General features: G+C 71.1%; 21 protein-coding genes, 2 pseudogenes and 1 riboswitch. Of the genes and pseudogenes, 12 read left to right on the forward strand and 11 right to left on the reverse strand.

Going from position 1 to position 22,000, the window contains the following annotated elements; all coding sequences use genetic code 11:
* Positions 1-199: 199 nt before the first annotated feature.
* Positions 200-1,867: a nickel pincer cofactor biosynthesis protein LarC gene (gene larC / locus Bequi_RS11350; RefSeq protein WP_249738052.1), complete on the forward strand. Its 1,668-nt coding sequence runs from the start codon at positions 200-202 to the stop codon at positions 1,865-1,867.
* Between the two features lie 101 nt (positions 1,868-1,968).
* Here larC and Bequi_RS11355 read toward each other — a convergent pair whose 3' ends face one another.
* The gene (locus Bequi_RS11355; RefSeq protein WP_249738053.1) at positions 1,969-2,781 is read right to left on the reverse strand and encodes an LLM class flavin-dependent oxidoreductase; all 813 of its coding nucleotides are present in this window, start codon (positions 2,779-2,781) and stop codon (positions 1,969-1,971) included.
* A gap of 38 nt (positions 2,782-2,819) precedes the next feature.
* On the opposite strand from Bequi_RS11355, the gene Bequi_RS11360 reads away from it, so the two are divergent.
* The 7 genes and pseudogenes from Bequi_RS11360 to Bequi_RS14450 all read left to right on the forward strand — a co-directional run bounded on the left by Bequi_RS11360 (position 2,820) and on the right by Bequi_RS14450 (position 9,060).
* Positions 2,820-4,256 (forward strand): recombinase family protein, encoded by a 1,437-nt coding sequence (locus tag Bequi_RS11360; RefSeq protein ID WP_249738054.1) that lies wholly within the window; start codon positions 2,820-2,822, stop codon positions 4,254-4,256.
* Positions 4,257-4,436: 180 nt separating this feature from the next.
* A complete protein-coding gene (locus tag Bequi_RS11365; protein WP_249738055.1) occupies positions 4,437-4,649 on the forward strand; it encodes a hypothetical protein in 213 nt (70 codons plus the stop codon).
* Positions 4,649-4,896: pseudogene (locus Bequi_RS11370) on the forward strand (helix-turn-helix domain-containing protein). The gene Bequi_RS11365 and the pseudogene Bequi_RS11370 overlap by 1 nt, the downstream one beginning before the upstream one ends.
* Positions 4,897-5,230: 334 nt before the next feature.
* Positions 5,231-6,700 (forward strand): Rep family protein, encoded by a 1,470-nt coding sequence (locus Bequi_RS11375; RefSeq protein WP_249738057.1) that lies wholly within the window; start codon positions 5,231-5,233, stop codon positions 6,698-6,700.
* Positions 6,697-7,287 carry a hypothetical protein gene (locus Bequi_RS11380; protein WP_249738058.1) on the forward strand — a complete coding sequence of 197 codons (591 nt, stop codon included), beginning with the start codon at positions 6,697-6,699 and terminating at the stop codon, positions 7,285-7,287. Before Bequi_RS11375 ends, Bequi_RS11380 begins: the two co-directional genes overlap by 4 nt.
* 95 nt (positions 7,288-7,382) lie before the next feature.
* A pseudogene (locus tag Bequi_RS14445) lies at positions 7,383-7,745 on the forward strand (relaxase/mobilization nuclease domain-containing protein); the annotation flags it as partial.
* A 412-nt stretch (positions 7,746-8,157) separates the two neighbouring features.
* Positions 8,158-9,060 (forward strand): hypothetical protein, encoded by a 903-nt coding sequence (locus Bequi_RS14450; RefSeq protein WP_430623117.1) that lies wholly within the window; start codon positions 8,158-8,160, stop codon positions 9,058-9,060.
* 103 nt (positions 9,061-9,163) lie between these two features.
* Here Bequi_RS14450 and Bequi_RS11395 read toward each other — a convergent pair whose 3' ends face one another.
* Positions 9,164-9,460, reverse strand: coding sequence for a chorismate mutase (locus Bequi_RS11395; RefSeq protein ID WP_249738061.1), 297 nt, complete (start codon positions 9,458-9,460; stop codon positions 9,164-9,166).
* Between the two features lie 59 nt (positions 9,461-9,519).
* Positions 9,520-9,771 carry an LLM class flavin-dependent oxidoreductase gene (locus tag Bequi_RS11400; RefSeq protein ID WP_249738062.1) on the reverse strand — a complete coding sequence of 84 codons (252 nt, stop codon included), beginning with the start codon at positions 9,769-9,771 and terminating at the stop codon, positions 9,520-9,522.
* A 205-nt stretch (positions 9,772-9,976) separates the two neighbouring features.
* Here Bequi_RS11400 and Bequi_RS11405 point away from each other — a divergent pair, with 205 nt between their 5' ends.
* From Bequi_RS11405 to Bequi_RS11415, 3 genes are all read left to right on the forward strand, one after another.
* Positions 9,977-10,954, forward strand: a complete 978-nt coding sequence (locus Bequi_RS11405; protein ID WP_249738063.1) for an SDR family oxidoreductase — start codon at positions 9,977-9,979, stop codon at positions 10,952-10,954.
* 76 nt (positions 10,955-11,030) lie between these two features.
* Positions 11,031-11,498 (forward strand): VOC family protein, encoded by a 468-nt coding sequence (locus Bequi_RS11410; RefSeq protein WP_249738064.1) that lies wholly within the window; start codon positions 11,031-11,033, stop codon positions 11,496-11,498.
* 107 nt (positions 11,499-11,605) lie between these two features.
* Positions 11,606-11,672: riboswitch (guanidine-III (ykkC-III) riboswitch) on the forward strand.
* 10 nt (positions 11,673-11,682) lie between these two features.
* Positions 11,683-11,997: a DMT family transporter gene (locus tag Bequi_RS11415; protein ID WP_249738065.1), complete on the forward strand. Its 315-nt coding sequence runs from the start codon at positions 11,683-11,685 to the stop codon at positions 11,995-11,997.
* Positions 11,998-12,027: 30 nt separating this feature from the next.
* Here Bequi_RS11415 and Bequi_RS11420 read toward each other — a convergent pair whose 3' ends face one another.
* Positions 12,028-12,813: an alpha/beta hydrolase gene (locus Bequi_RS11420; RefSeq protein ID WP_249738066.1), complete on the reverse strand. Its 786-nt coding sequence runs from the start codon at positions 12,811-12,813 to the stop codon at positions 12,028-12,030.
* A 111-nt stretch (positions 12,814-12,924) separates the two neighbouring features.
* A complete protein-coding gene (locus Bequi_RS11425; RefSeq protein WP_249738067.1) occupies positions 12,925-14,550 on the reverse strand; it encodes a protein adenylyltransferase SelO in 1,626 nt (541 codons plus the stop codon).
* Between the two features lie 210 nt (positions 14,551-14,760).
* On the opposite strand from Bequi_RS11425, the gene Bequi_RS11430 reads away from it, so the two are divergent.
* Positions 14,761-15,051 carry a GNAT family N-acetyltransferase gene (locus Bequi_RS11430; RefSeq protein ID WP_249738068.1) on the forward strand — a complete coding sequence of 97 codons (291 nt, stop codon included), beginning with the start codon at positions 14,761-14,763 and terminating at the stop codon, positions 15,049-15,051.
* A gap of 91 nt (positions 15,052-15,142) precedes the next feature.
* Here the strand turns inward: Bequi_RS11430 and ald are convergent, their stop codons facing one another.
* The 6 genes from ald to Bequi_RS11460 all read right to left on the reverse strand — a co-directional run bounded on the left by ald (position 15,143) and on the right by Bequi_RS11460 (position 21,880).
* On the reverse strand, positions 15,143-16,264 hold the full coding sequence (gene ald, locus Bequi_RS11435; protein ID WP_249738069.1) for an alanine dehydrogenase: 1,122 nt from the start codon (positions 16,262-16,264) through the stop codon (positions 15,143-15,145).
* A gap of 257 nt (positions 16,265-16,521) precedes the next feature.
* The gene (locus tag Bequi_RS11440; protein WP_249738070.1) at positions 16,522-17,217 is read right to left on the reverse strand and encodes a L,D-transpeptidase family protein; all 696 of its coding nucleotides are present in this window, start codon (positions 17,215-17,217) and stop codon (positions 16,522-16,524) included.
* Positions 17,218-17,284: 67 nt separating this feature from the next.
* Positions 17,285-18,007, reverse strand: a complete 723-nt coding sequence (locus Bequi_RS11445) for a MerR family transcriptional regulator (protein WP_249738071.1) — start codon at positions 18,005-18,007, stop codon at positions 17,285-17,287.
* A gap of 58 nt (positions 18,008-18,065) precedes the next feature.
* On the reverse strand, positions 18,066-18,770 hold the full coding sequence (locus Bequi_RS11450) for a ThuA domain-containing protein (RefSeq protein ID WP_249738072.1): 705 nt from the start codon (positions 18,768-18,770) through the stop codon (positions 18,066-18,068).
* Between the two features lie 13 nt (positions 18,771-18,783).
* Entirely contained in the window at positions 18,784-19,227 is a 444-nt protein-coding gene (locus Bequi_RS11455; protein ID WP_249738073.1) for a VOC family protein, read from the reverse strand.
* 64 nt (positions 19,228-19,291) lie between these two features.
* Positions 19,292-21,880, reverse strand: coding sequence for an excinuclease ABC subunit UvrA (locus Bequi_RS11460; RefSeq protein ID WP_249738074.1), 2,589 nt, complete (start codon positions 21,878-21,880; stop codon positions 19,292-19,294).
* Between the last annotated feature and the right edge of the window lie 120 nt (positions 21,881-22,000).

Genomic DNA, 22,000 nt, shown 5'->3' on the forward strand with positions numbered 1-22,000 from the left:
GGTGTCATTCGCCATCCTTAACTGAACACGTTCACTGAACATGTTCACTGTAGCACTCGACCGCACCCAAACTTGGAGCGCGTCGTCACGGCGCGAGCGTCAACAACCTCATGGCCAGCAACAGCTAGCGGGCGGGCTGGCGGGAGGGCTGGCGGGAGGGGGGGGGCGGCGTCTGGAGGGACGGGGATACGCTCGGGCCATGGAGCCTACGACTGCCTCAGTGACCACGCCCGCCGCCGCTGACCTGCCGGGACGCACTGCCTGGATCGATGCCACCGCCGGCATCGCCGGGGACATGCTGCTGGCGGCGCTGGTGGACGCGGGCGCCGATCTTGACGGCGTCCAGGCTGTGCTCGAAGCGCTGATCCCGGGCTCAGTGCGCTTCCACCAGCAGCGGGTGGACCGCTGCGGCCAGCAGGCCGTGAAGGTCGACGTCGAGGTGCTCGTGGACAACCCCCCGCACCGCACGTGGTCTTCGATCCGGGCGCTCCTCGAGCAGGCTCGGACGCGGGAGGACGTCCCCGCGCGCACCGTCGAGCTGGCGCTCGCCGCCTTCTCTCTGCTCGCGGAAGCTGAGGCTCACGCCCACGGGATCCCCGCCGACCAGGTGCACTTCCACGAGGTCGGATCTCTGGACTCCCTTGCCGACGTCATCGGCGCCTGCGAGGCCTGGCGGCAGCTCGGAATCGAAGAGGGGGCGGGCAGCGTGATCGCAGTGGGATCCGGGCGGATCCGCGCCGCCCACGGCGACATCCCCGTGCCGGTGCCGGCGGTCGCGCGACTCGCGATCGGCTGGCCGACGGTCGCCGGCGAGATGCTCCCGGCGCGTGGGCACGGGCACTCGCATGCGCACGCAGAAGCGGGGCAGGCGCATTGGCACACGCATGCCCATGCCCATGCCCATGCCCATGCGGAGAGAGAGAGCGGGAAGAGCGCCCACTCGCACCGGACGGGCGACGCGGAGGGGACGCACCCGCACGAGCACGACCACGACCACGAGCACGACCACCCGCACGACGATGCGCATCTTCCCGCGCACGCGGTCGGCGGGCCGCACGCCGCACCTTCCCGGCCCGTTCCCGCAGGCGTCGCGCCGGGGATCGGGGAGCTCGCGACTCCCACAGGCGTCGCCCTGATCCGCGCGCTCGCCAGTACCGCTGGCCCGCAGCCGGCGCTGCTCACCGAGGCAGTGGGCGTCGGCGCCGGCACGAAGGACACCCCGGGCCGGCCCAATGTGGTGCGCGTGATCGTCGGCCGTCGGCACGAGATGGGAGCCGCGACGGGGGCGGGCGCCGCAGCCCTGGCCGCAACCCTGGCCGCAGCGGAGTCCAGGGGTGGCGCGGCGGCCCCGGCGCCGTCGGCCGCGAGCGCCGTGGACCGACCGCGCTCCCCGCGCGCCGGGGCCAACGCGCACGACACCCCGGCTGCAGCCGTCCAGCTGGAGGCGAACGTGGATGACCTCGATCCCCGCCTCTGGCCGGGCGTGATCACCGCGCTGCTCGCGGAGGGGGCGCTCGATGCCTGGCTGACCCCCATCGTGATGAAGCACGGGCGGCCCGCCCTCACCATGCACGCCCTGGTGCGGGAGAGCGACTCCGAGCGCCTCGGCGAGCGCATCATGACGCTGTCAGGATCGCTCGGCGTGCGTCGTCATCGCGTGGAGCGGCAGGTCCGCACGCGCACGTTCGAGCAGGTCAGCGTGCAGGGCCATCCAGTGCAGGTGAAGATCGCCCGCGATGCGAGCGGGGCGGTGCAGCGCGTGGAGCCCGAGTTCCGGGACGTCCAGGCGCTCGCCTCTGCGCTGGGGATCTCGGAGCGGGAGGCGCTGGCGCTCGCGCGGGAGCAGAGCGCGCACGCCGCAGAATGAGCGCACGGGACGCAAGGGGAGCACAGGGCTGACGCCCAGGGCCGACCCGCCGACGCAATCCGTGGGGCGGCCGCTCCAGCGCGTCGGCCGCTCCCCGCGGCTCAGCCGATCGGCTGACCCTGCACCGGGCCCTCGGTGTTCGGCTTCCAGCCGAGCGCGGGCGCGACGTGCTGCGCGAACCCGCTCAGCAGGCGCAGGTTGATCTCCGGGCCGAGGTGCGCGGGGATCGTGAGCATGAGGGTGTCGGCCGACATCACCGCGGCGTCCGCGCGCAGCTCCTCGACCAGGCGGTCGGGCTCGCCGACGTAGGTCTTGCCGAAGGTGCTGCGGAACCCGTCGATGACACCGACCTGGTCCTTCCCCTCCCGCTGCAGCTGCCCGTACAGCGCCTGGTCCTCGGCGCTGACGATCGGGAACACGCTGCGCGAGACGCTCGTGCGGGGCGCGCGCTGATGGCCCGCCTCGGTCCAGGCATCCCGGAAGCGCTGGAGCTGCTCGGCCTGCAGATCGGCGAAGCTCGCTCCGGTCTCCTCGGTCAGGAGCGTGGAGCTCATGAGGTTCACGCCCTCGCGGCCGGCCCATTCGGCCGTCTCGCGGGAGCCCGCCCCCCACCAGATGCGGTCGGCCAGTCCCGGCGAGTGCGGCTCGACGCGCAGGCGCGCTCCGGCGCCGAACTGGCGCGGGTCGGCGTCGACCATCGGCTCTCCGCGCACGGCGCGCATGAACCGGTCGAACTTCGGCCGGGCGATGTCGGCGCCCCGGGGGTCGGCGGAGCCGGTGTAGCCGAAGGCCTCCCAGCCGCGCAGCGCCGGCTCGGGGGATCCGCGGCTGATGCCGATCGCGAGCCGCTGGTCGGCGAGGAGATCCAGCGCCGCCAGCTCCTCGGCGAGGTAGAGGGGGTTCTCGTAGCGCATGTCGCAGTTGCAACACTCGTAGGCGTAAGCTTGGTTGCATGGTCGAACTGGTAGCGCTGAGCAAGACGAACGAGGTGGCCGCGTACGTCCGCGCCTCCATGGATCGCAAGGGCGACCGCTGGACGGTCGATACGCAGCTGAGGAAGATCAGAGCGCTGGCCGAGGCCAAGGACTGGAACGTCGTCGAGGTCTACGAGGACAACGCGGTGTCGGCGACGAAGAAGCGCCGCGCTGGCACCCGCTGGGCCGAGATGCTGAACGACGCCCGCGCGGGCCGGTTCTCGATGGTCGTCGCCGTGGACATGGACCGGCTGCTGCGCAGCACGAAGGACCTCAACACGCTGATCGATCTCGGCCTGCGCGTCGTCACCGTGGACGGGGAGATCGACCTGTCCACGGCGGACGGCGAGTTCCGAGCGACGATGCTCGCGGCACTGGCCCGGTTCGAGGCCAGGCGTAAGGCGGAGCGTCAGATCAGGTCGAACGAGCGCCGACGCTTCGAGGGCATCCCGACGAGCGCCTGGAAGGCGTTCGGGTGGACGCGAGAGGGCGAGCTGATCCCGGAGGAGGCCGACGCCGTCCGGCGGGCCTTCGCCGCGTTCCTCGGCGAGCCGTCGCTGTCGATCCGGCGAATCCGCGAGGATCTGAACGGTGCCGGTCATCTCACCGCCCGCGGGTCGGAGTTCTCCGTCGATGCCGTGCGCTACCTCCTGGCGAACCCGCTCTACGCGGGGTACATCAAGCACTACGCCTCGGGCGAGCTGTACCCGGTGCAGGGCGAGATGTTCCCGCCCATCGTCGGCGAGCAGACGTGGCGGGCCGCCGTGGCGAAGCTGGAGGACAACGTGCGGAGGTCTGCGAGGCAGGGCAACCAGCCGAAGTACCTCCTGTCCACGATTGGGCTGTGCGGGAAGTGCGGTGCGACGCTCGTCTCAGGGACGAACAGCCGCAAGCAGCCGACGTATCGCTGCGGCGAGCAGTTCCATCTCACCCGCCAGCGCGAGCCCGTCGATGCGATGGTGACCGAGGCGGTGCTCACCCGCTTGTCCTCGGTGGATGTGCACAACCTCGTGATGCCGCAGGAGGACGATGGGCCAGATCACGAGGAGTTGCTGACGGAGCGGAACGCCCTGGTCGAGCGGGTGAAGGAGCTGAGCCCGCTGCTGCGTGACATCCATCAGCCGGTCCTGGAGATCACGGCGGCGATCAACGACGTGAAGGCCCGCATCGATGAGATCGACGCGGAGCTGCTCGACCGTTCGGTGTCGGTGGCGGCGAAGTTGCTCGCGGACGTGGACGAGCCGGTCGGCACCGCGGAGCGCCGCGAGGTGGTCGAATCGAAGTGGAAGGCTCTGGACGTGGACCGTCGCCGAATGCTCCTGGACGAGCTGGTGACGGTGACCATCGAGCCCATCGCGCCTGGTCACGTGAAGTTCGACCCCGATCTCATTCGGATAGAGCCGAGACGCGACTGACCCATGTTCGACTCGTCATTGCAATGGTGAGTCGAGTCATGGGAGAATGGTTGCAGACAAGAAGATCCCACCGGGGCCGCGACTTAGAAGCGCGGGGTTCTGCTCCCGGATGAGTAGCCGGTCAAACAGCCCAATTACCGTGGCGGGGAACCGGAAGATACTCATGTCTGAGGACTTCCGATGTCTGTCGTTATCGACGTTCCCCGCGCATCCGCGCTCGACCGCCCTGGCCTCGATCAGGGCTCCACTCCTTCTCCGCAGGCAGACGGCCACGATCCTGTCATCGCCGCCGCTCGCGCCGCCGGTCGCCTGGCTGGTGAGCGTCTGGCTCTCACGCCGCTGACCCCGCGCCAGCGCGCCGCCGTCGCTTCCGTGATGGGCGGTGGTCGCTGATGAGCGCGAACTCCGCTGCCTTCGATCATCTGACCGGCTTTCGCTGGCGTCAGGGCGACCCCTCCCTCGCTGACACCGAGGCAAAGCTCTATGACCTCGGTGTGCTCCGCTCGGTCCTCGATGAGGTGGTCGAGCTGGCCGCCGCCGACGCCCGCGCCGAAGGCGTGACCTGGGCGAAGATCGGCGACGCCCTCGGCGTCACGCATCAGGCCGTCATCAAGCGCTACCGCAAGGCGGTGGTCGCTGATGCGTGATCGCATGCCCCGCTCCACCACCCTGACCCCCAACCGAGTGCGCGCAGCGCACGAGGGCGGGAGCCTACAGTGTGTCGTTCCCTCAAAGAGTTCCCGGACTCTTGCTACCAGATGGCGCGCAGCGTGTGTTCCTACGCGCGGGGGGCTCAAGCTTGCCGATAGCCCCCCGTGCTACAACGTGCCTGGTCAGCAGGGGTTTCAGAGCCGTTCCGCGAGGCGTTTCGACGCCCGTCGCAGCGGCTTCAGCAGGGCTTCCGACGCGCGCCATTACGCGCGCCATTTGAGGCGCCGCCCTCGTAATGGCGCGCACTCCGGGCGGTGGTCGCGGTGAGCGCTGCACAGAAGAAGCCGAGCGGTCCCAGTGGTCGCAAGCCGTCGGCGTATGTGACGTTCACGCAGCAGCTCAAGCCGGAGTTCTGGCCGGGCTGGGACGTGGCCCTGATCCTCTCGGGCGATGTGCGAGCGATCGGCGAGGAGATCCTGCGCCGCTACGCGGTCGCGGGAGGCGACTGCCAGGGGTTCTGGATCATCAAGCACGACAAGGACGTGCTGGCGGACGGGTGCCCCAAGGACAATCACGTGCACGTGGTGATTCAGCAGAGCCCCGGGCGCAAGGTCGAGGGCAAGCTCCAGTGCACCGCGATGGATCAGGTGTTCGGGTTCGGCGACAAGAGCGTCGTCAAGGGTCCGCCCCGCGGCGGCCGGATCGAGAACGTATGGTCGTACCTGATCCACGCGAAGGACCCGGACAAGCACCAGTACGGCGTCGAGGAGGTCGTCACCCTCCGCGGGAAGGACTACGCCGAGATCGAGGCCGAGCACCGCGACGCCTGGGCTCGCCGCGCCGTGATCGGCCGTAAGGCCGCGGTCCCGATGAAGGAGTGGAACGAGCTGGGCGACACGCTCGTGCAGAAGGTGCTCGACGGTGAGGTCGATGAGCTGGAAATCCTGAGGGACAAGACCCTGATGGACATCTACACGCGCAACGAGGCCAAGGTGAACCTGGCGCTGAAGAACCGCGCCAAGCGCGAGATGCTGTTCGAGGTCGAGAAGCTCCGGGCGGGGGTCTTCCAGAAGACGGTCATCTGGGCGATGGGCGCGAGCGATCAGGGCAAGAGCTACCTTGTCGAGTCGGTCGCCGCAGAGCTGTCGGCGCGGCTGGGCTGGCCGGTCTTCCGCGCCACGGCGAAGAACGGTCCGGACGCTTACAACGGCGAGCCGATCTTCATGATGAACGAGCCCAGCTCGCGAGTCATGGAGTGGGCCGACTTCCTCCAGCTGCTCGATCCTCGGCAGGGCGGGCCGATCTCGGCGCGCTACTACAACAAGCCGGACGCGGCCCCGCGCCTGATCCTCATCGCGGTGTCGGTCGATCCGGTCGAGTTCGGGTTCTTCATCCCGGGGAAGCGCTCGACGGGCGATTCCCTCGACCAGGTCGTGCGTCGCATCACGTTGATGATCGAGGCTCGGAAGATCGACGGCGAGCCGCACTACTCGGTCAGCCGGGTCGGTGAGGTCGAGCCGTACAAGCGCACCATCTGGCTCCCGGGTGCGGACCGGAACGGGAACGTGAACCGGGAGACGGTGTGGCTTGGCTACGACAAGGCCGAGACTGACGCCGAGTTGACGCACGCCGAGACGTTGGACGTGGTGCTCGATGCCGTCGCGGTTCGGTCGCCGGATACGGGGCTCGTGACCTCGGCGCAGCGTCGCCTCGACGACAGCACCGCGGCGCTGGCCGCGCGCGGCGTCGTCTTCAGCGCGCCGCCGGTGCCGCTCGCGGGAGGTGCCGCATGAGCGCCGATCAGTATCTGCTCTCCCCGGGGGTCGAGGGGGCCGGAGGCCCCTCGCAAGCAGGCAAGGCCGGCACGAGCGCCAGCGAAGTGTCGGACGAGCCTACTGCTTGCCACTCTGGCGTACAGGTGGAGCAGCAGGCCGACTCCCAGGTGAACACCGGTCGGGCTGATGCGGCGGCTGTGCGGCAGAGTCACGGCGACGCGAAGCGTCGTCGTGGCAGCGGCGGGCGGCTCGATACCCGCTTCGATGACGCCACACTCGGGGCGCTTCGCACTCGTGCGAAGCGACTCGGGCTGGCTCCGAGCACGTGGGTGCGGAGCGTCGTGCGCGATGCCCTGCACGCCGCTCGGAGCGAGGAGCTGGACGCCGCCGTGGCCGCACACCTGCTCGGGGTCGAGACGCGCGTGCAGGCCTCGGCGGACACCCGCGAGCTGGCCGCGCAGGTGCGTCCGCTGGCGATCAACGTCAACGACCTGGACCGCCGCGCGCGGGCCGGTGAGGCGGTGTCGCTGTCGGCGGACGTGCCCGAGCTGATCGAGTTGCTGCGCGAGGTCCGCGCACTGCTCGGGGATCGGACGGCATCGTGAGCACCACGCACTACAGCCCGAGCGCCAGCGCCGCGGACACGGAGCGCTACATCCGGGGCAAGGAGGACGAGCGCGGGGTCGCGGTCACGTGCGACGTGCCGGGCGGCCCGGGTGCGTTCTCGGCGCGTGCCCGCGCGCTCACGCAGAACACGAAGCGCGATATCGAAGCCCTCCACTACCGGCAGAGCTTCAGCGATGAGGAGTTCGACCCGAAGAACCCGGAGGACGTGCAGCGGGTGAACGATCTTGGATACCTGCTCGCGAAAAAGATGCACCCGGATTCGGACTGCCTCGTGGTGACGCATACGGACGGTCGCGGGGGTAAGGCCCACAACCACATCCTGGTGATCAACCACAACAGCCGGACCGGGAAGGCACTCTCGGACTACCGTACGTTCCACGACCGCAAGGCCGGGAACCAGCGCGGCGTGCAGTCGGCGAACGACGAGCTGATGCGCGAGCATGGCCTCTCGGTCGTGAAGCGGCTGGAGCATGCGCCGAAGGACTGGGAGCTGCGCCGCGAGGACTTCGCCGAGGGCGGGCTCGACCGGGAGATGGGCGACCGGATGAGCGCCGCCCTGGCCGATCCCCGCGCGGTAAACAAGGCCGGTCTCGAAGCGGTGATCGCGGAACAGAACCAGCAGCTCGGCGACGACGACGAGCGGGTGCCGCGGATGCGCCTGCACACCGCCGTGAGCAAGCGGGGCAAGAACGTCGGCAAGGAGACGTGGACTCTCTACATCGAGGACCGCCGCGGCGAGTCCGGGCGTGCCGAGCGCCGTAAGCGCACGAGCGCCCTCTCGGCGGACTTCACCCCGGAGGGCGCGCAGGCGTTCTTCGACTACCACCAGCAGCAGAGGGAGCAGGAACATGAGCGCAGCGCTCGACAGGTTGAAGCAGCGGAACGCGCAGGACGAGCAGCGGCAGCAGCTCGGCAGTCCGGAGACGATGGAGGTGTTGACCTCGATCCTCGCCGCCGTCGAGGCGCAGACCGCGAGGCTCGACCGGGTGGCCGAGCAGCAGAAGAAGCTCACGGGATTCGTGAAGGTCATGGACGAGGAGACGACGAGGCGGCTGGAGCGGATCACGGCCCCGCCGTCGACCTCCTCGCCCTCCAGCGACGTGTCCGAGAAGATCGCGAGTATCGCGAGCAGGCAGAACGAGATCGCGAGCACGCTCGGCGAGTTCGCGCAGAGTCTCGACGGGAAGAGGCTGAGCGCCGCCTCTCAGAGCTTGATCGCGGAGTCGCAGAAGAATCGCGCGGCTACGGTTTCGGCGATTGAGAAGCTCAAGGCGCAGGCTGACGAGAACCGGGCGCTCGTGAGCAGGGTCGGCGGTGCCGTGCAGCGGATCGAGAAGCGCACCGAGGAGCGCGTCCAGAAGGCCGTCGAGCAGGTCGCCGGGGAGGCCTCGGCCACGATGACCGCGAACCTCGATGCCGCGAACGAGCGGGCCGAGCGGATCGTCGCCGCCACGGCGAAGGTCGAGGCGCGCCAACTCTGGAGCGCCGCGGCCTCGATGTGCCTCGCCCTCCTGCCGGTGGCGGTGGTCGTCGCCGGCCTCTGGATGGGCATCAGCGGGCTCATCACAGGCGCTCAGTGGGCGCTGGACGTGGACGGCAGCGTGTGGCTCGGCATCGGGCGCTGGATCGTGGTCGGCGCTGGCCTCGCCGGGGCCGGCTACGCCCTCTTCGCCTCAGCCCGCTGGCTGGTCGGCCTCGTGGAGACGTGGAAGGGTCGCGGGATGCCGAAGTGGCCACGCTGGCGGAAGTAGGTGAGCACAATTCCCGAGGGCAAGCGCGAGGAGCGCGTGCGGCAGCCATGACAGAACCCCCGCGATCTTCTGATCACGGGGGTTCTGCTCCAAAAGGGTGTGGCTAGTGATTTCGATGATGGTCGAGCTCAAGGCTAATGAATGCGTCGATCATCGCTCGATAGGTGGCTTCAACGACATCAGGGGATGCTTGTGCGTCACTAGCCAGAGTCCTGGCCTTGGTGATGACCTGCTCGACGCGGTCGGGGGCGCGCACAGCCGACTCGTCCTTCTTCAGTGAGCTAGCCCTCACCACCCATTTTTGCCGTTGTGCGATGAGCTGAATGATCTGGCGATCGAGGGAATCGATCTCCACGCGTACTTGCTGGAGGTCAGGATCGACTGCTCTCGTTTCGCTCATACTCGAATTGTACCGGGGCGGCGACAGTTCCTTCAGGAGTGTCACAAACCTGACATGCGCTACCGCATGTCGATGACCCCGGTGCCGACCTCGATGCGCTGCGTCCGGGCGGCGATCGTGGCCAGCAGCGGCACGGGCGAGGCGGCCTGGCGGGCGAAGTGGTGGACGCGGAAGTAGGCACCGTTCACGCCGATCTCGTCCGCGCCCTGCGCGATCTCGACGGCGTCATGCAGGGCCTGGCGCGCGTCGGGGTCACCCGGACCGCGACCAGAGCCGTAGTGGCCGAAGCTCAGGAATCCGAATGCTCTCATGCCCGGTTCAACGTGATTTACGGTTCAAGTATTCCACCAGCCGCATCCGACTGCGCCCGGCATCGCACCCGACTGGGAGGGATCTCGGATGCTCCTCTCGGCGTCCTCTGATCTCCGGCCGGGACGATGGATCCAGGCCCGGACCTGGCAGAACGCGGTCCGGCAGACCGCATCGGCTTCCCAGCCGCCCTGAGAGAGGACCCCCATGAACGACGCGAAGAACACCGGCACCGCGAAGCCCAGCAGCGAGGTCAGCGCAGATCCCAAGGACCACGCGGACCAGGAGAGCACCGACCAGCTCACCGTGCAGAACCCGGTGACGCGCTACCCCGAGATCACCCCGCCCGAGCAGGACCAGCCCGAGCCGGGCCTCGACGCCGAGCTCGAGCCCCGCTCCGACCGCGGGCAGAAGTCCTACCGCGGCACCGGTCGCCTGGAGGGCCGCAAGGCGCTCGTCACCGGCGGCGACTCCGGCATCGGCGCGGCCGTCGCGATCGCCTTCGCCCGCGAGGGCGCCGACGTCGCCCTGAACTACCTCCCCGCCGAGGAGGAGGACGCCCAGTGGGTGAAGTCCGTGATCGAGGAGAGCACCGAGCAGTCGGTGCACCTGATCCCGGGCGACCTCGCCGATCGCGCCTTCTGCGAGCAGCTCCCGGACGCGGCCGTGAAGGCCCTCGGCAGCCTCGACATCCTGGTGAACAACGCGGGCAAGCAGATCTCCATCGACTCCCTCGAGGACCTCACCGACGAGCAGCTCACCACCACCTTCGACGTCAACATCATCGCGATGTTCCGCATCACGAAGGCGGCGCTGAAGCACCTGAAGCCCGGCGCCTCGATCATCAACTCCACCTCGATCCAGGCGTACAACCCCTCGCCGAACCTGCTGGACTACGCGTCCACCAAGGCCGCGATCAACAACTTCACCAAGGGCCTCGGCCAGCAGCTCGCCCCGAAGGGCATCCGCGTGAACGCGGTCGCTCCCGGCCCGATCTGGACTCCGCTGCAGGTCAGCGACGGCCAGCCGAAGGAGGACCTCCCCGAGTTCGGCAAGCAGACGCCGCTCGGCCGCGCGGGCCAGCCCGCCGAGCTCGCCCCGGCGTACGTCTTCCTGGCCTCGGCCGAGTCCAGCTACGTGATCGGCGAGACCCTGAACGTCAACGGCGGCACTCCCACCCCGTGATGTCGGCGGGCGGGTCTATGCTCACCTCGATCACGAGCTGGGCATCGGCCCGTCCCCATCCACGAAGGAGAACCCCATGGCTTCCGGCCTGCACCCCTACCTGAACTTCCCCGGCACCTCCCGCGAGGCGTTCGAGCTCTACGGCAAGGCCCTCGGCGCCGAGCCGAAGTTCGCCACCTTCGGCGAGTTCCACGCGGTCCCCGAGGGCCACGAGGCGAGCGACAAGATCAAGCACGGCTCGCTCGAGGTCTCCGACGTCATCAAGCTGTACGTCTCGGACACCATCGAGGGCAAGAGCCCCGACGGCATCGTCGAGGGCAACAGCGTCACCCTCTCCCTCATGGGCGATGACGCGGAGCTGACGAAGAAGGCGTTCGCCACCCTCGCCGAGGACGGCACCGTCGTGATGCCCCTGCAGAAGCAGATCTGGGGCGACGTCTACGGACAGGTGAAGGACCGCTACGGCATCACCTGGCAGTTCAACATCGCCGGCGGCGCGCCCGGCACCGAGGACTTCGAGGCCGCCGAGGGCGTCGAGGGCTGACGAAGGCCGACCCGCCGCCGCAGGGCGCTCCGAGGGCGGGCAGAGCAGGCGGATCCGTGGTGATCCATCTGCCCTTGCTCGCCCTCGGCGCGCGTGCAAGCCTGGAGGCGAAGCCCTCGGCGAGGGCTCCCGGACGAGGGGCGCCGTACCCGGACAGCGACAAGACGGCCCGAGGAGGCATGTCATGTCCTGGCTCATCCTGATCATCTCGGGGATGTTCGAAGCGGTCTGGGCGACCGCCCTGGGGAAGTCCGAGGGCTTCACCCGGCTCTGGCCGAGCATCACGTTCTTCGTCGCCTGCGCGCTCAGCATGGGCGGGCTCGCCTGGGCCATGCGCGACCAGCCCACGGGCACCGCATACGCGGTGTGGGTGGCGATCGGCGCCTCCCTCACGGTCCTCTACGCCATGGTCACGGGCACCGAGCCCGCGAGCCTCGCGAAGATCCTGTTCCTGGCGATGATCATCGGCGGGGTCGTGGGGCTGAAGGCCGTGAGCTGACGGCGCTCAGCTGAGGGGGCCGCCGGGCACTCAGAGGCCCGTCGGCCGCTCGCCGTCCTCGAGCGGGTCCCGCTGCGCCGGCCCGCCCTCGCGCAGCCGCGCCTCGACGAACCGCACCACGGCCGCGAGCACCTGCTCGTCGATGCCGTGGCCGAGGTACGGGGAGAGCTCCTCGGTGAGTGTCGTATGCGCGCGCATCCATTCGCGCACCTGGTCCTCGCGCTCCGGTTCGAACAGCGGATCCAGGGCGCCGTGCCCCCACAGCGCCGGCACCTGCGCAGCAGCGAGCGCAGCATCGCCCGGCATGGGCTCGGGGAACGGTGCGCCCGAGAGCTGCACCGCCCACTCGAGGGCCGACGGGTCCCTGCGCAGCAGCTGCAGGGCGAGCATCGCACCCTGGGAGAAGCCGATCGCGCCGACGACCCGGGCGCCGGGGCGGGCGACCCCCTCGCCCGCAGGTCGGCCCTCGAGCCCGGCGATCCACGCTTCGAGCGCTGACGCCGACTCCTCGAGCATCGCGGAATCGGCCGGGACCAGCGGCGGCGGGTTCAGCCACGCGTATCCGCCGCCGCACGCGAACACTCCGCGCAGGGCCCCGTAGACGAGCCCCCGCGGGAGCGCAGGGGCGAGGCCGATGAGGTCCTCTTCGTGACTGCCGAGCCCGTGCAGGAGCAGCACCACGCGGTCCGACGGGCCCGGAACGTGGGGGAACCAGCGCACCGCGGAGGCGTCGATCTGGACGGGCCCTGCGCTGAGGCGGGTCACCGGCGGGAAGCCGTAAGGGTTCGGGGCGGGGGCGGGGCTCGGGTCGCTCATGCTCCGAGGGTAGCGAGCCGGCGCCCGCAGCGGCCCCGGCGGCCGGCCGGCACCCTCAGGCAGTTCCGGTGGGGACGCGGGGCCCGCCGGGCGGTACGGGCGCGTGCTAGCTCAAGTCCCGCAGTAGGTGACGAACTCCCCCGCATCCGGAGCGCCCGGACCCTCTGCAGCGCCGGGTCCTGCGAGGTCGGCGAGGTGCGCGCGGTGCTCGAAGGGGCTGGTCACAGCCTCGAGCATGCGCGTGAACGGCGCGAGGTCCCCGTCCTCGGCGGCGTCGAGGGCAGCCTGCAGGGGGCGGTTCCGCGGGATGTGCACGGGGTTCGCGCGGAGCATCGCGGCATCGGCCGCGGCCCGCTGCGCGTCGCTGGATCCCGCGCGCAGGGCATCGCGGCGCCCGCACCAGGCATCGAGCGCCGGGGGCGCAGCGTCCGAGTCGGCGAGCTGCGCAGCGTCCGAGACGGCTGCCTGCGCGGCGCTCGAGACGGCGGCCTGCTCAGCGCCCGAGAGCCGAGCGCGTAGACCTGCGGCGCCCCCGTCGGCGAGAGCGCGGAAGGACCCGGTGAAGTCCGCCCCTTCGGCCTCCAGGATCCCGAGCAGTTCCTGCGCGAGGGCGCGGATCTCCACCAGGGCTCGGGCGGTCTCCTGCGCACCCGCGCCCTCCGGCAGCGTCACGCCGACCTTCGCCGCCATACCGCGGGCCCACGCCTCCTCATAGAGCGGGGTGAACGTCTCCAGCGCCTCCGTCGCCAGGTCGACGGCGCGATCCGGGTCATCCGGATCGATGAGCGGCAGCAGCGTCTCGGCGAACCGGGCGAGGTTCCACAGGGCGATCTGCGGCTGGTTGCCGTAGGCGTACCGGCCGCCGTGGTCGATCGAGCTGAACACAGCGTCCGCCCGGTACGCGTCGAGGAACGCGCAGGGACCGTAGTCGATGGTCTCGCCGCTGATGGTCATGTTGTCGGTGTTCATCACGCCGTGCACGAAGCCCACCAGCATCCACTGCGCCACGAGCCGGGCCTGGGCGCCGATGACGCTGCGCAGGAGCTCGAGCGCCGGCCGCTCAGCCCCAGCCGCCTCCGGCCAATGCCGGGAGATCGCGTAGTCCGTCAGCGCCCCGAGCACCTCCGGACCGTGGTGCCAGGCGGCGTACTGGAAGGTGCCGACCCGCAGGTGGCTCGCCGCCGTGCGCACCAGGATCGCCCCAGGATCCCCGCCGGGACGGCGGCGCTGCACCTGCTCGCCGGTCGCGATGACGGCGAGCGCGCGGGTGGTGGGGATGCCGAGAGCGTGCATCGCCTCCCCCACCAGCAGCTCGCGCAGCATCGGACCGAGCGGCGCCTTGCCATCGCCCCCGCGGGAGAAGGGCGTGCGGCCCGAGCCCTTGAGGTGCAGATCGCGGGTGCGGCCCGCACGGTCCACGAGGTCGCCGAGCAGCACGGCGCGGCCGTCGCCGAGCACCGAGGACGGCTGGCCGAACTGGAATCCGGCGTAGACCTGGGCAGTCGTCACCCGTGGGCGATCCTCCGTCGCTCCGCTGTCATGCTTTCCAGCGGAAAGATCCCCGGTCAGCAGGCGGATCCCGTCGGCAGTGCGCAGCTGCTCCGGATCGAAGCCGAGCTCCCGCGCGAGATCCCCCTGCAGCTGCACGAGCGCGGGCCGCGGCGGCCGCTCCGCGCTCCAGTCCACCGATAGCTCCGGCACGGCGGCGGCGTACGACTGGCGCAGGATCGGTTCCATGCGGCCACGCTAGCGGCCCATCCCGAGAGCCCGGTCCCGCCCGCGGACCGCCCCGACCCGGCCGCAACCCCGGTCACGGCCGCGACCGGTCCAGCCCGCACCCTTGCAGCACCCAGGCGAGGGTGGCACCGTGGAGGCATCCCGCGATCGCAGCGCCCGCGCTCCCGTCGGCCCGCCGCCTCGCGCATCACCGCAGCCCAGGAGGCTCCCATGGCAGACGTCGTCGTCACCCGCGATCTGGAGAACCATCGCTTCGAGGCCGAGGTCGACGGCCGCGCCGCCGGCTTCATGGACTACCAGGAGCGCGGCGAGACCGTGAACATCCCCCACACCGAGGTCTTCACCGACTTCGAGGGGCAGGGCGTCGGCAGCGCCCTCGTGCGCCACGCGCTCGACGCGCTCCGCGCCGAGGGGAAGACGGTCATCCCGAGCTGCCCGTTCGTGCGCACCTGGATCGAGAAGCACCCGGACTACCAGGATCTGGTGGCCGAGGGGCGCTGAGCCGCTCCCCCGCACCACGAGAACCGCCCCGGATGCTCGCAACGTTTGGGGCGGTTCTCGTGCGCACCGGGCAGGCCGGGCGCGGCAGGGGTCAGACGGCGGCCAGCACGGTCTCCAGGCCGACGACCTCGATCCCGTGCGCCTCGCCGACGCCCGCGTAGGTGAGGGAGCCGGCGTGGGCGTTCAGGCCGCGGGCGAGAGCGGGGCTCGCGGCGATCGCCTCGCGCCAGCCCTTCGAGGCCAGCTGCAGCACGTACGGCAGGGTGGCGCTGCTGAGCGCGGCCGTCGCGGTGACCGGGACGCTGCCGGGCATGTTCGCCACGCAGTAGTAGATCGTGTCGTGGACCGCGAAGGTCGGATCGTCGTGCGTGGTGGGGCGCGAGCCCTCGAAGCAGCCGCCCTGGTCGATCGCGACATCCACGAGGACCGAGCCCTTCTTCATGGTGGAGACCATCTCGTCGGTCACGAGCTTCGGGGCGCGCTTGCCCGGGATGAGCACGGAGCCGACGACGACGTCGGCCTTCGCGATCTGCTCGGCGAGGTCGAGCTGGGTGTTGTAGCGCGTGAGGATCCCGCCGTCGTGCACCGTGGCGATCTGGTGCAGGCGCGCGAGGTTCACGTCCATGACGGTCACGTTCGCGTGGAGGCCGCGGGCCATGATCGCCGACTGCTCGCCGACGACGCCGCCGCCGATGACCAGCACGTTCGCCTCGGCGGTGCCGGGGACGCCGCCCATCAGCACGCCGGAGCCGCCCAGCGGCGACATCAGGTGGTACGCAGCGACCTGCGTGGCGAGGCGCCCGGCGATCGCGCTCATCGGCGCGAGCAGGGGCAGGGAGCGGTCCTCGAGCTGCACGGTCTCGTACGCGATCGCGGTGACGCCCGAGTCGAGGATCGCGCGGGTCAGGGGCTCGTCGGCCGCGAGGTGCAGGTAGGTGAACAGCACCAGGTCCTTGCGGAGGTACCCGTACTCGGACTCGATGGGCTCCTTGACCTTCACGACCATGTCGGCGCGGTTCCACACCTCGGCGGCATCGGCGACGATCTCGGCGCCCGCGCCCGTGTAGTCCTCGTCGGCGATGCCCGAGCCGGCGCCCGCGCCCTGCTCGACCATCACCTGGTGGCCCGCGCGCACCAGCTCGTTCACTCCGGCGGCGCTCATGCCGACGCGGCGCTCGTTGTTCTTGATCTCCTTGGGGACACCGATCAGCATCGTTGCTCTCTCTTCCGTGGCGGCGGGACGGGGCGCGGATTCGCAGCGCCCCCTGCGAGAACCGTACCGCGCCGTGAGGAGAGGGGGCCGGGCCCCTGTCCCGCCCGCTGGACGCTGAACCCCGCGGGGCTGCGAACCCCGCTGAACGGTGAGCCCCGCTGGACGATTCACGCAGTCGCGCCCGCCCTCCCGGTGCGGGAGGGCGGGCGCGAGGAGCCGTCAGGCGGGCCGACGGGCCCGGGCTGCGCAGCGGCGGGTCAGTAGACCAGGACGCGATCTCCGTTGTCCACCACGCCGGAGCCGTAGATCATGTCCATCGCGCCGGTGGAGACGCGGGCGCAGCCGTGGGAGGCGCCGTAGGGCGGGATCGAGCCGGAGCCGTGGATCGCGTAGCCGCCGTTGAAGTACGCGGGGCGGTACATGCGGCCGAGCTCGCCGGTCTCCCAGCCTCTGACGCGGCGGTACACGCGGAAGTCGCCGCCCGGGGTGCGGGCGGTCTTCCAGGTGCCGCGGGACTTGTAGCGCTGGCCGCTCGCGGTCGAGGTGTTGAGGATGTACGCAATCGCGCCGTCGACGGTGGCGATCAGCAGGTTCCGGCCCACGCTGACCTCGATGCCGGTGCCGGAGGTGATGCGGCGGGCGGGCTGCACGCCGCGGTCGAGCGCGGCCCAGGTCTTCGGGCCGACGACGCCGTCGGTCCCGAGACCCGCCGCCTTCTGCAGGGCGTAGACGGCCTGGACGGTGGAGGCGCCGAACTTGCCGTCGGCCCCCGAGTGCCAGTACTTGAGGTCCAGCAGGCGCTGCTGGAGGCGCTGGACGTCGCCGCCCCGGGCGCCGGAGCGCAGGGTCGGACCGGCGGCGAGAGCGGTCCCGGTGCCGAGCATCAGGCCCGCACCGACGAGAGGAGTGAGGAGGAGGCTGCGGCGGCCGAGGGCCCGGGTCTTCGTGGTCATGTGCAGAAGTATGGACCGCTTTACCCGCTCTTGACAATCGATTCCCGAAACTGCTCTGACGAGCCTGTCACTCCGACGCGGAGGCGGCCTCCTGTGCACCCTCCTGCACGGTGCCGCGGATGCTGTGCGAGGCGTGCGCGAGCCCGCGCAGGAGCATCGTCAGCTGGGTGAAGGCGAGGGATCCCAGCAGCGCGCCCTTGGCGACGACGTCGTCCGAGGCCGGCTCCTCGGCGGCGCCTCCGCCGCCCTCGCCCTCGTCTCCCGCGCCGGCCGCCGACCAGCGGTCGAGGCTGATGTCCTCGAGGTCGGCGAGCGCGATCGACTCCAGGGGGCGCGCGAACCGCAGCAGGCCCTCGAGGTCCAGCACGATGCCCTGCTCGCGCGTCTGGCGCAGCAGCTGATCCAGGGCGCGGCGCGTGGCGGTGGCGACGTCGGGCCAGCCCAGCACCTCGATCATCTGCGCGACGCGGGGATCCTCATCCGGTGCGATCGGGGCGCGGAGGCTGTCCAGATCCAGGCCGAGCGCGATCGCCTGGACGATCTCGAGCGCATCCACGAGGGGGCGCGAGGGATCGTCGAGGACGGCGGCGAGGGTGCGCACGTCGGCGATGGAGGCGTCGGCCTGCTCGCGCAGCGCGCGCACCAGCGCGAGCCGGTCCAGGTGCGGCTGGCCGTAAGAGGAGAGCGTCTGGGTGATGCGCTCCCCGGGAGGGAGGATCCCCTCGCGGCGGTAGTACTTGATGCTCGCGGCACTGACGCCGCTCGCTGCGGACAGCTCGCTCAGTTGCATGCACGGACTCCTCGGGTCGAGTCACATTATGCATGTCCGATAGTGGCACGGGGTGCAGCTATCCCGTGAGCCATCCGAGCAGCGCCCTCAGCGCGCGCCGGTGCTCGGCACTGTCGTAGGAGCGCAGGTCGTGCCCGAGCGCGTCGTAGGCGGTGCGCGGCGCTGCGCCGCCCCCGCCGCGCACCCAGATCGTGGGGGCGGGCGCGCCGTCGTCGTCCTGGTGCGCGTAGAGGACGTGCCGGTCCTCGGCGAGGCGAAGATGCAGGTAGCGCTCGTCCTCGACGGCGATCCGCGAGGGCAGATCCGGGCCCGCGGGGAGCGCGGCAGCTGCCCCCTCGACAGTCCCGGGGCCCGCGGGGAGCGCGCCGACGCGATGCGCGGCGAAGCGGTCGAGAGGCGGGTGCCCGCTGACGTCCGGGACCCAGCGCCCTCCGAGGCGAGCCTCCCAGGCCGGCTCGTCGGGGAAGGCGTTCGCCGCGGCGTGCAGGGCGAGCAGCGGGACATCCCGGAGCATCCGCTGCAGGCCCGCCCGGGCGTCCGCGCTGAGGGCGGTGCCGTCGTCGGGCCGGCCGAGGTTCGCGATGATCAGGGCGGGCAGAGGGCCGATGCGCAGTTCGGCGAGGGCCGCGTCGACGTCCGTGCGGATGACCGGCACGAGTCCGCTCTCCGTCGCGACCTCCGCGAGAGCGGAGCTAGTCTCGGCGAACGGATGCCAGGGATCGGCGTAGGGCCCGTGGCCGGTGAGCAGGAGCGCAGTGGGCAAGGATCTCGCCTCCTCAGATCTCCGATTCCTGGATCTCCGATGCCGTGACCTGCGAGTACAGGCAGAACGGGTGCCCGTCGAGATCGGCCATGACGTACAGCTCCTCGCGGGGCTCGTCGGTGCGGTGCAGCAGGTGCGTCGCGCCGAGCGCCTCGGCCCGCTCCTTCTGGGCGTCGAGATCCGCGTGGTCGTCGACCGTGAAGCACAGGTGCATCTGCATCGGCACCGCGGGGTCCGGCCAGGTGGTGCGCGCGAGCTGCTCGACCTGCTGGAAGGCGAGGATCCGCTGCCCCGCGGGCGTGAGGAGGACGAGCCAGTCGGCCTCGTCGGCCTCCTCGGCGGGCGGCTCGTCGCCGGGGCGGTACTGGAGGCCGAGGAGCTGCCGGTAGAACTCGGCGGCGGCGCGGGCGTCGGTCGTATCGACGACGGTGTTCTCGAGGCGGGGGAAGCGGGACATGGTGGGCTCCTCACGGCGGGCGGTGCGACCGACGGTACAGCCGGACCCGGTCGTCCGCATCGGCTTATCCCTGTCCTCCCGCGAGCCAGCGTCCCGTCGCGGACTCCGCGCAGCGGGCGACGTCGGCCGGAGCCCCGGCGACGAGGATCCGCCCGCCGCGATCCCCGGCGCCCGGGCCCATGTCGATCACGTGGTCGGCGCGGGCGATGACGCGCAGGTCGTGCTCGACGATGACCACGGTGCCGCCCTGATCGACGAGGCGGCTCAGCTCCGTGACCAGCAGGTCGATATCGGCCGGGTGGAGGCCGGTGGTCGGCTCGTCCATGAGGTAGACGGTGTGCCCGCGCGCGGTGCGCTGCAGCTCGGTGGCGAGCTTGATGCGCTGCGCCTCCCCGCCGGAGAGCTCCGTGGCGCTCTGGCCGAGGGTCAGGTAGCCGAGCCCGATCGCGTCGAGCGCCGTGAGGGCCCGCAGCACGGGCGGCTCGTCCGCGAAGACGGCGAGCGCCTCGCGCGCCGACAGGCGCAGCACGTCGGCGATCGTGAGCCCGTTCCAGGTGACTTCGAGGGTCTCGGGCGTGTAGCGGTCGCCGTGGCAGTCGGGGCACTCGGCGAAGCTTCCGGGCAGGAAGATCAGCTCGACCTCGATCTGCCCTTCGCCCTGGCAGGTGGGGCAGCGGCCCTCTGCGACGTTGTAGGAGAACCGGCCGACGCCCCAGCCGCGCCGCTTCGCCTCCGCAGTGCCGGCGAACAGCTTCCGCACGCGGCCGAACAGTCCGGTGTAGGTGGCCAGGCACGAGCGGGGCGTGCGCCCGATGGGCTTCTGCGAGATCCGCACCAGGCGGTCGATGGCGTCTGCGCCGTCGACGGAGCGGACCAGGGGGGCGGCTTCTCCGTCGGGGCCGACGGGGGCTGCGCGCTCCTCGTCGGCCTCCTCGTCCCCGATGCTCGTGCGCACGCGCGCGGCGAGCACGGGCGCGAGCACCTCGCTGAGCAGCGTCGTCTTCCCCGATCCGGAGACGCCCGTGATGGCCGTGAGGCTTCCCAGCGGCAGGTCGAGGTCGGCGCCGCGGATCGTGCGGGCGGTGATCCCGCGCAGGGCGAGGGTGCCGGTCGGGGTGCGGGCCTCCTCGGCGGTGACGAGGTCCGGCAGGGGCGCTCCGAGATAGCGGGCGGTCACGGACCCCTCGGCCTGCGCGAGGGCGGCGACGGGCCCGGAGTGCAAGATCTTTCCGCCGTCGACGCCCGCGCCGGGGCCGACGTCGATCACCCAGTCGGCCGCCTCCACGAGCCGCATGTCGTGCTCGACCAGCAGCACCGAGTTCCCCTCGGCGAGGAAGCGGTCGAAGAGGTCCAGCAGCACGCCCTTCTCGCTCGCGTGGAGACCGGCGGAGGGCTCATCGAGCACGTACGCCACGCCGAACAGCCCTGAGCGCAGCTGCGCGGCCAGGCGCAGGCGCTGCAGCTCGCCGGTGGAGAGTGTGCCCGCGGGGCGGTCCATGCTCAGGTGGCCGAGGCCGAGACCGACCATCGCCTCCAGCACCGGGAGCACGCTCGGCAGGAGGATCCGCTCGGCCTCCGCCTCAGGGCTGAGGTCCTGCGCGAGCGGGCCGGCGAGCGCGCTCGCCCGCTCCTGCAGGACGGAGAGGAGGTCCTCGGCGGGCAGGGCGTTCAGCTCGTAGATCCGCTGACCGAGGTAGGTGACGCGCAGCGCGTCGGGGTGCAGGCGGTGCCCCTCGCAGAGGGGGCAGACGAAGGTGTCGAGGTAGCGCAGGGCGCGCTCGCGCGTGCTCGGGGCAGCGGAGTTCTCCACGGACTTCCGCAGGTAGCGCGCGGCCGACTGCCACTTGCCCTGGTAGTCCCGCTGCACCTGATCGACGCCGCGCACGGGCTTCACGGTCACCACCGGCTGCTCGTCGGTGAACAGGATCCAGTCGCGCACGTCCTGCGGGATGTCGCGCCAGGGGGCGTGCATGTCGACGATGCCGAGCTCGGAGAGGATGTCGCGGAAATTCTTGCCCGCCCACGCCCCGGGCCACGCGGCGATCGCGCCGTCGAGGATCGAGAGGGACGGATCGGGCACCATCGAGCGCTCGGTGGGCTCGTGGATGACGCCCGCGCCGTGGCAGCGCGGGCACATGCCCTCGGGAGTGTTGGGGCTGAACATCTCGGCGAGCAGCCGCCCGCCGTGCAGGGCGGAGCCGCGCGTGAGGACGTCGGCCGGATGGTCGCCTGCGCGCGAGAACAGCAGACGGATGCCGTTGGAGACCGTCGTCAGCGTGCCGACGCTCGAACGCGCACCGCCGCCGCTCGTGCGCTGCTCGAGGGCGACCGTCGGCGGCATCCCGTCCAGAGCCTCCACCCGCGGGTCGACGGCGCTGCCGATGAGGCGCCGGGCGAACGGGGCGATCGACTCGAGGTAGCGGCGCTGGGACTCGCCGTGGATCGTGCCGAAGGCGAGCGAGGACTTCCCCGAGCCCGAGACGCCCGTGAACGCGACGAGCTTCCCGCGCGGCAGATCGACGTCGACGTGGCGGAGGTTGTGGAGGTGGGCGTCGCGGATGCGGATCGCGGGATCGTCGGCCGACGGGGCGGGGGCTGCGGCTGGCGCGGCGGGGACGGAAGGGGCGGCGGGGGCGGGATCGGCGGGGCTCACCCCTCCATCATCCAGCGGGGCGCTGGGTGCCCGGTGGGGCGTGAAGCCTTCCCTCCCGCCGCGGTGGCGCGTAGGCTCCCGGCACGCAGTTCCGACGACCTTCCGCGACGCGCAGGCGCG

The sequence above is a fragment of the Brachybacterium equifaecis genome, assembly GCF_023509525.1.
Lineage (GTDB): Bacteria > Actinomycetota > Actinomycetes > Actinomycetales > Dermabacteraceae > Brachybacterium > Brachybacterium equifaecis.

Excerpts from the sequence above, each read along its gene's own strand:
- Bequi_RS11420 (WP_249738066.1), bottom strand. The coding sequence starts at position 12,813 with ATGAGCGACCCGAGCCCCGCCCCCGCCCCGAACCCTTACGGCTTCCCG.
- Bequi_RS11380 (WP_249738058.1), top strand. The coding sequence starts at position 6,697 with ATGAGCGCCGATCAGTATCTGCTCTCCCCGGGGGTCGAGGGGGCCGGA.
- Bequi_RS11365 (WP_249738055.1), top strand. The coding sequence starts at position 4,437 with ATGTCTGTCGTTATCGACGTTCCCCGCGCATCCGCGCTCGACCGCCCT.
- Bequi_RS11395 (WP_249738061.1), bottom strand. The coding sequence starts at position 9,460 with ATGAGCGAAACGAGAGCAGTCGATCCTGACCTCCAGCAAGTACGCGTG.
- Bequi_RS11400 (WP_249738062.1), bottom strand. The coding sequence starts at position 9,771 with ATGAGAGCATTCGGATTCCTGAGCTTCGGCCACTACGGCTCTGGTCGC.
- larC (WP_249738052.1), top strand. The coding sequence starts at position 200 with ATGGAGCCTACGACTGCCTCAGTGACCACGCCCGCCGCCGCTGACCTG.
- Bequi_RS11430 (WP_249738068.1), top strand. The coding sequence starts at position 14,761 with ATGGCAGACGTCGTCGTCACCCGCGATCTGGAGAACCATCGCTTCGAG.
- Bequi_RS11355 (WP_249738053.1), bottom strand. The coding sequence starts at position 2,781 with ATGCGCTACGAGAACCCCCTCTACCTCGCCGAGGAGCTGGCGGCGCTG.
- Bequi_RS11455 (WP_249738073.1), bottom strand. The coding sequence starts at position 19,227 with ATGTCCCGCTTCCCCCGCCTCGAGAACACCGTCGTCGATACGACCGAC.
- Bequi_RS11425 (WP_249738067.1), bottom strand. The coding sequence starts at position 14,550 with ATGGAACCGATCCTGCGCCAGTCGTACGCCGCCGCCGTGCCGGAGCTA.
- Bequi_RS11440 (WP_249738070.1), bottom strand. The coding sequence starts at position 17,217 with ATGACCACGAAGACCCGGGCCCTCGGCCGCCGCAGCCTCCTCCTCACT.
- Bequi_RS14450 (WP_430623117.1), top strand. The coding sequence starts at position 8,158 with ATGAGCGCAGCGCTCGACAGGTTGAAGCAGCGGAACGCGCAGGACGAG.
- Bequi_RS11445 (WP_249738071.1), bottom strand. The coding sequence starts at position 18,007 with ATGCAACTGAGCGAGCTGTCCGCAGCGAGCGGCGTCAGTGCCGCGAGC.
- ald (WP_249738069.1), bottom strand. The coding sequence starts at position 16,264 with ATGCTGATCGGTGTCCCCAAGGAGATCAAGAACAACGAGCGCCGCGTC.
- Bequi_RS11415 (WP_249738065.1), top strand. The coding sequence starts at position 11,683 with ATGTCCTGGCTCATCCTGATCATCTCGGGGATGTTCGAAGCGGTCTGG.
- Bequi_RS11360 (WP_249738054.1), top strand. The coding sequence starts at position 2,820 with ATGGTCGAACTGGTAGCGCTGAGCAAGACGAACGAGGTGGCCGCGTAC.
- Bequi_RS11410 (WP_249738064.1), top strand. The coding sequence starts at position 11,031 with ATGGCTTCCGGCCTGCACCCCTACCTGAACTTCCCCGGCACCTCCCGC.
- Bequi_RS11405 (WP_249738063.1), top strand. The coding sequence starts at position 9,977 with ATGAACGACGCGAAGAACACCGGCACCGCGAAGCCCAGCAGCGAGGTC.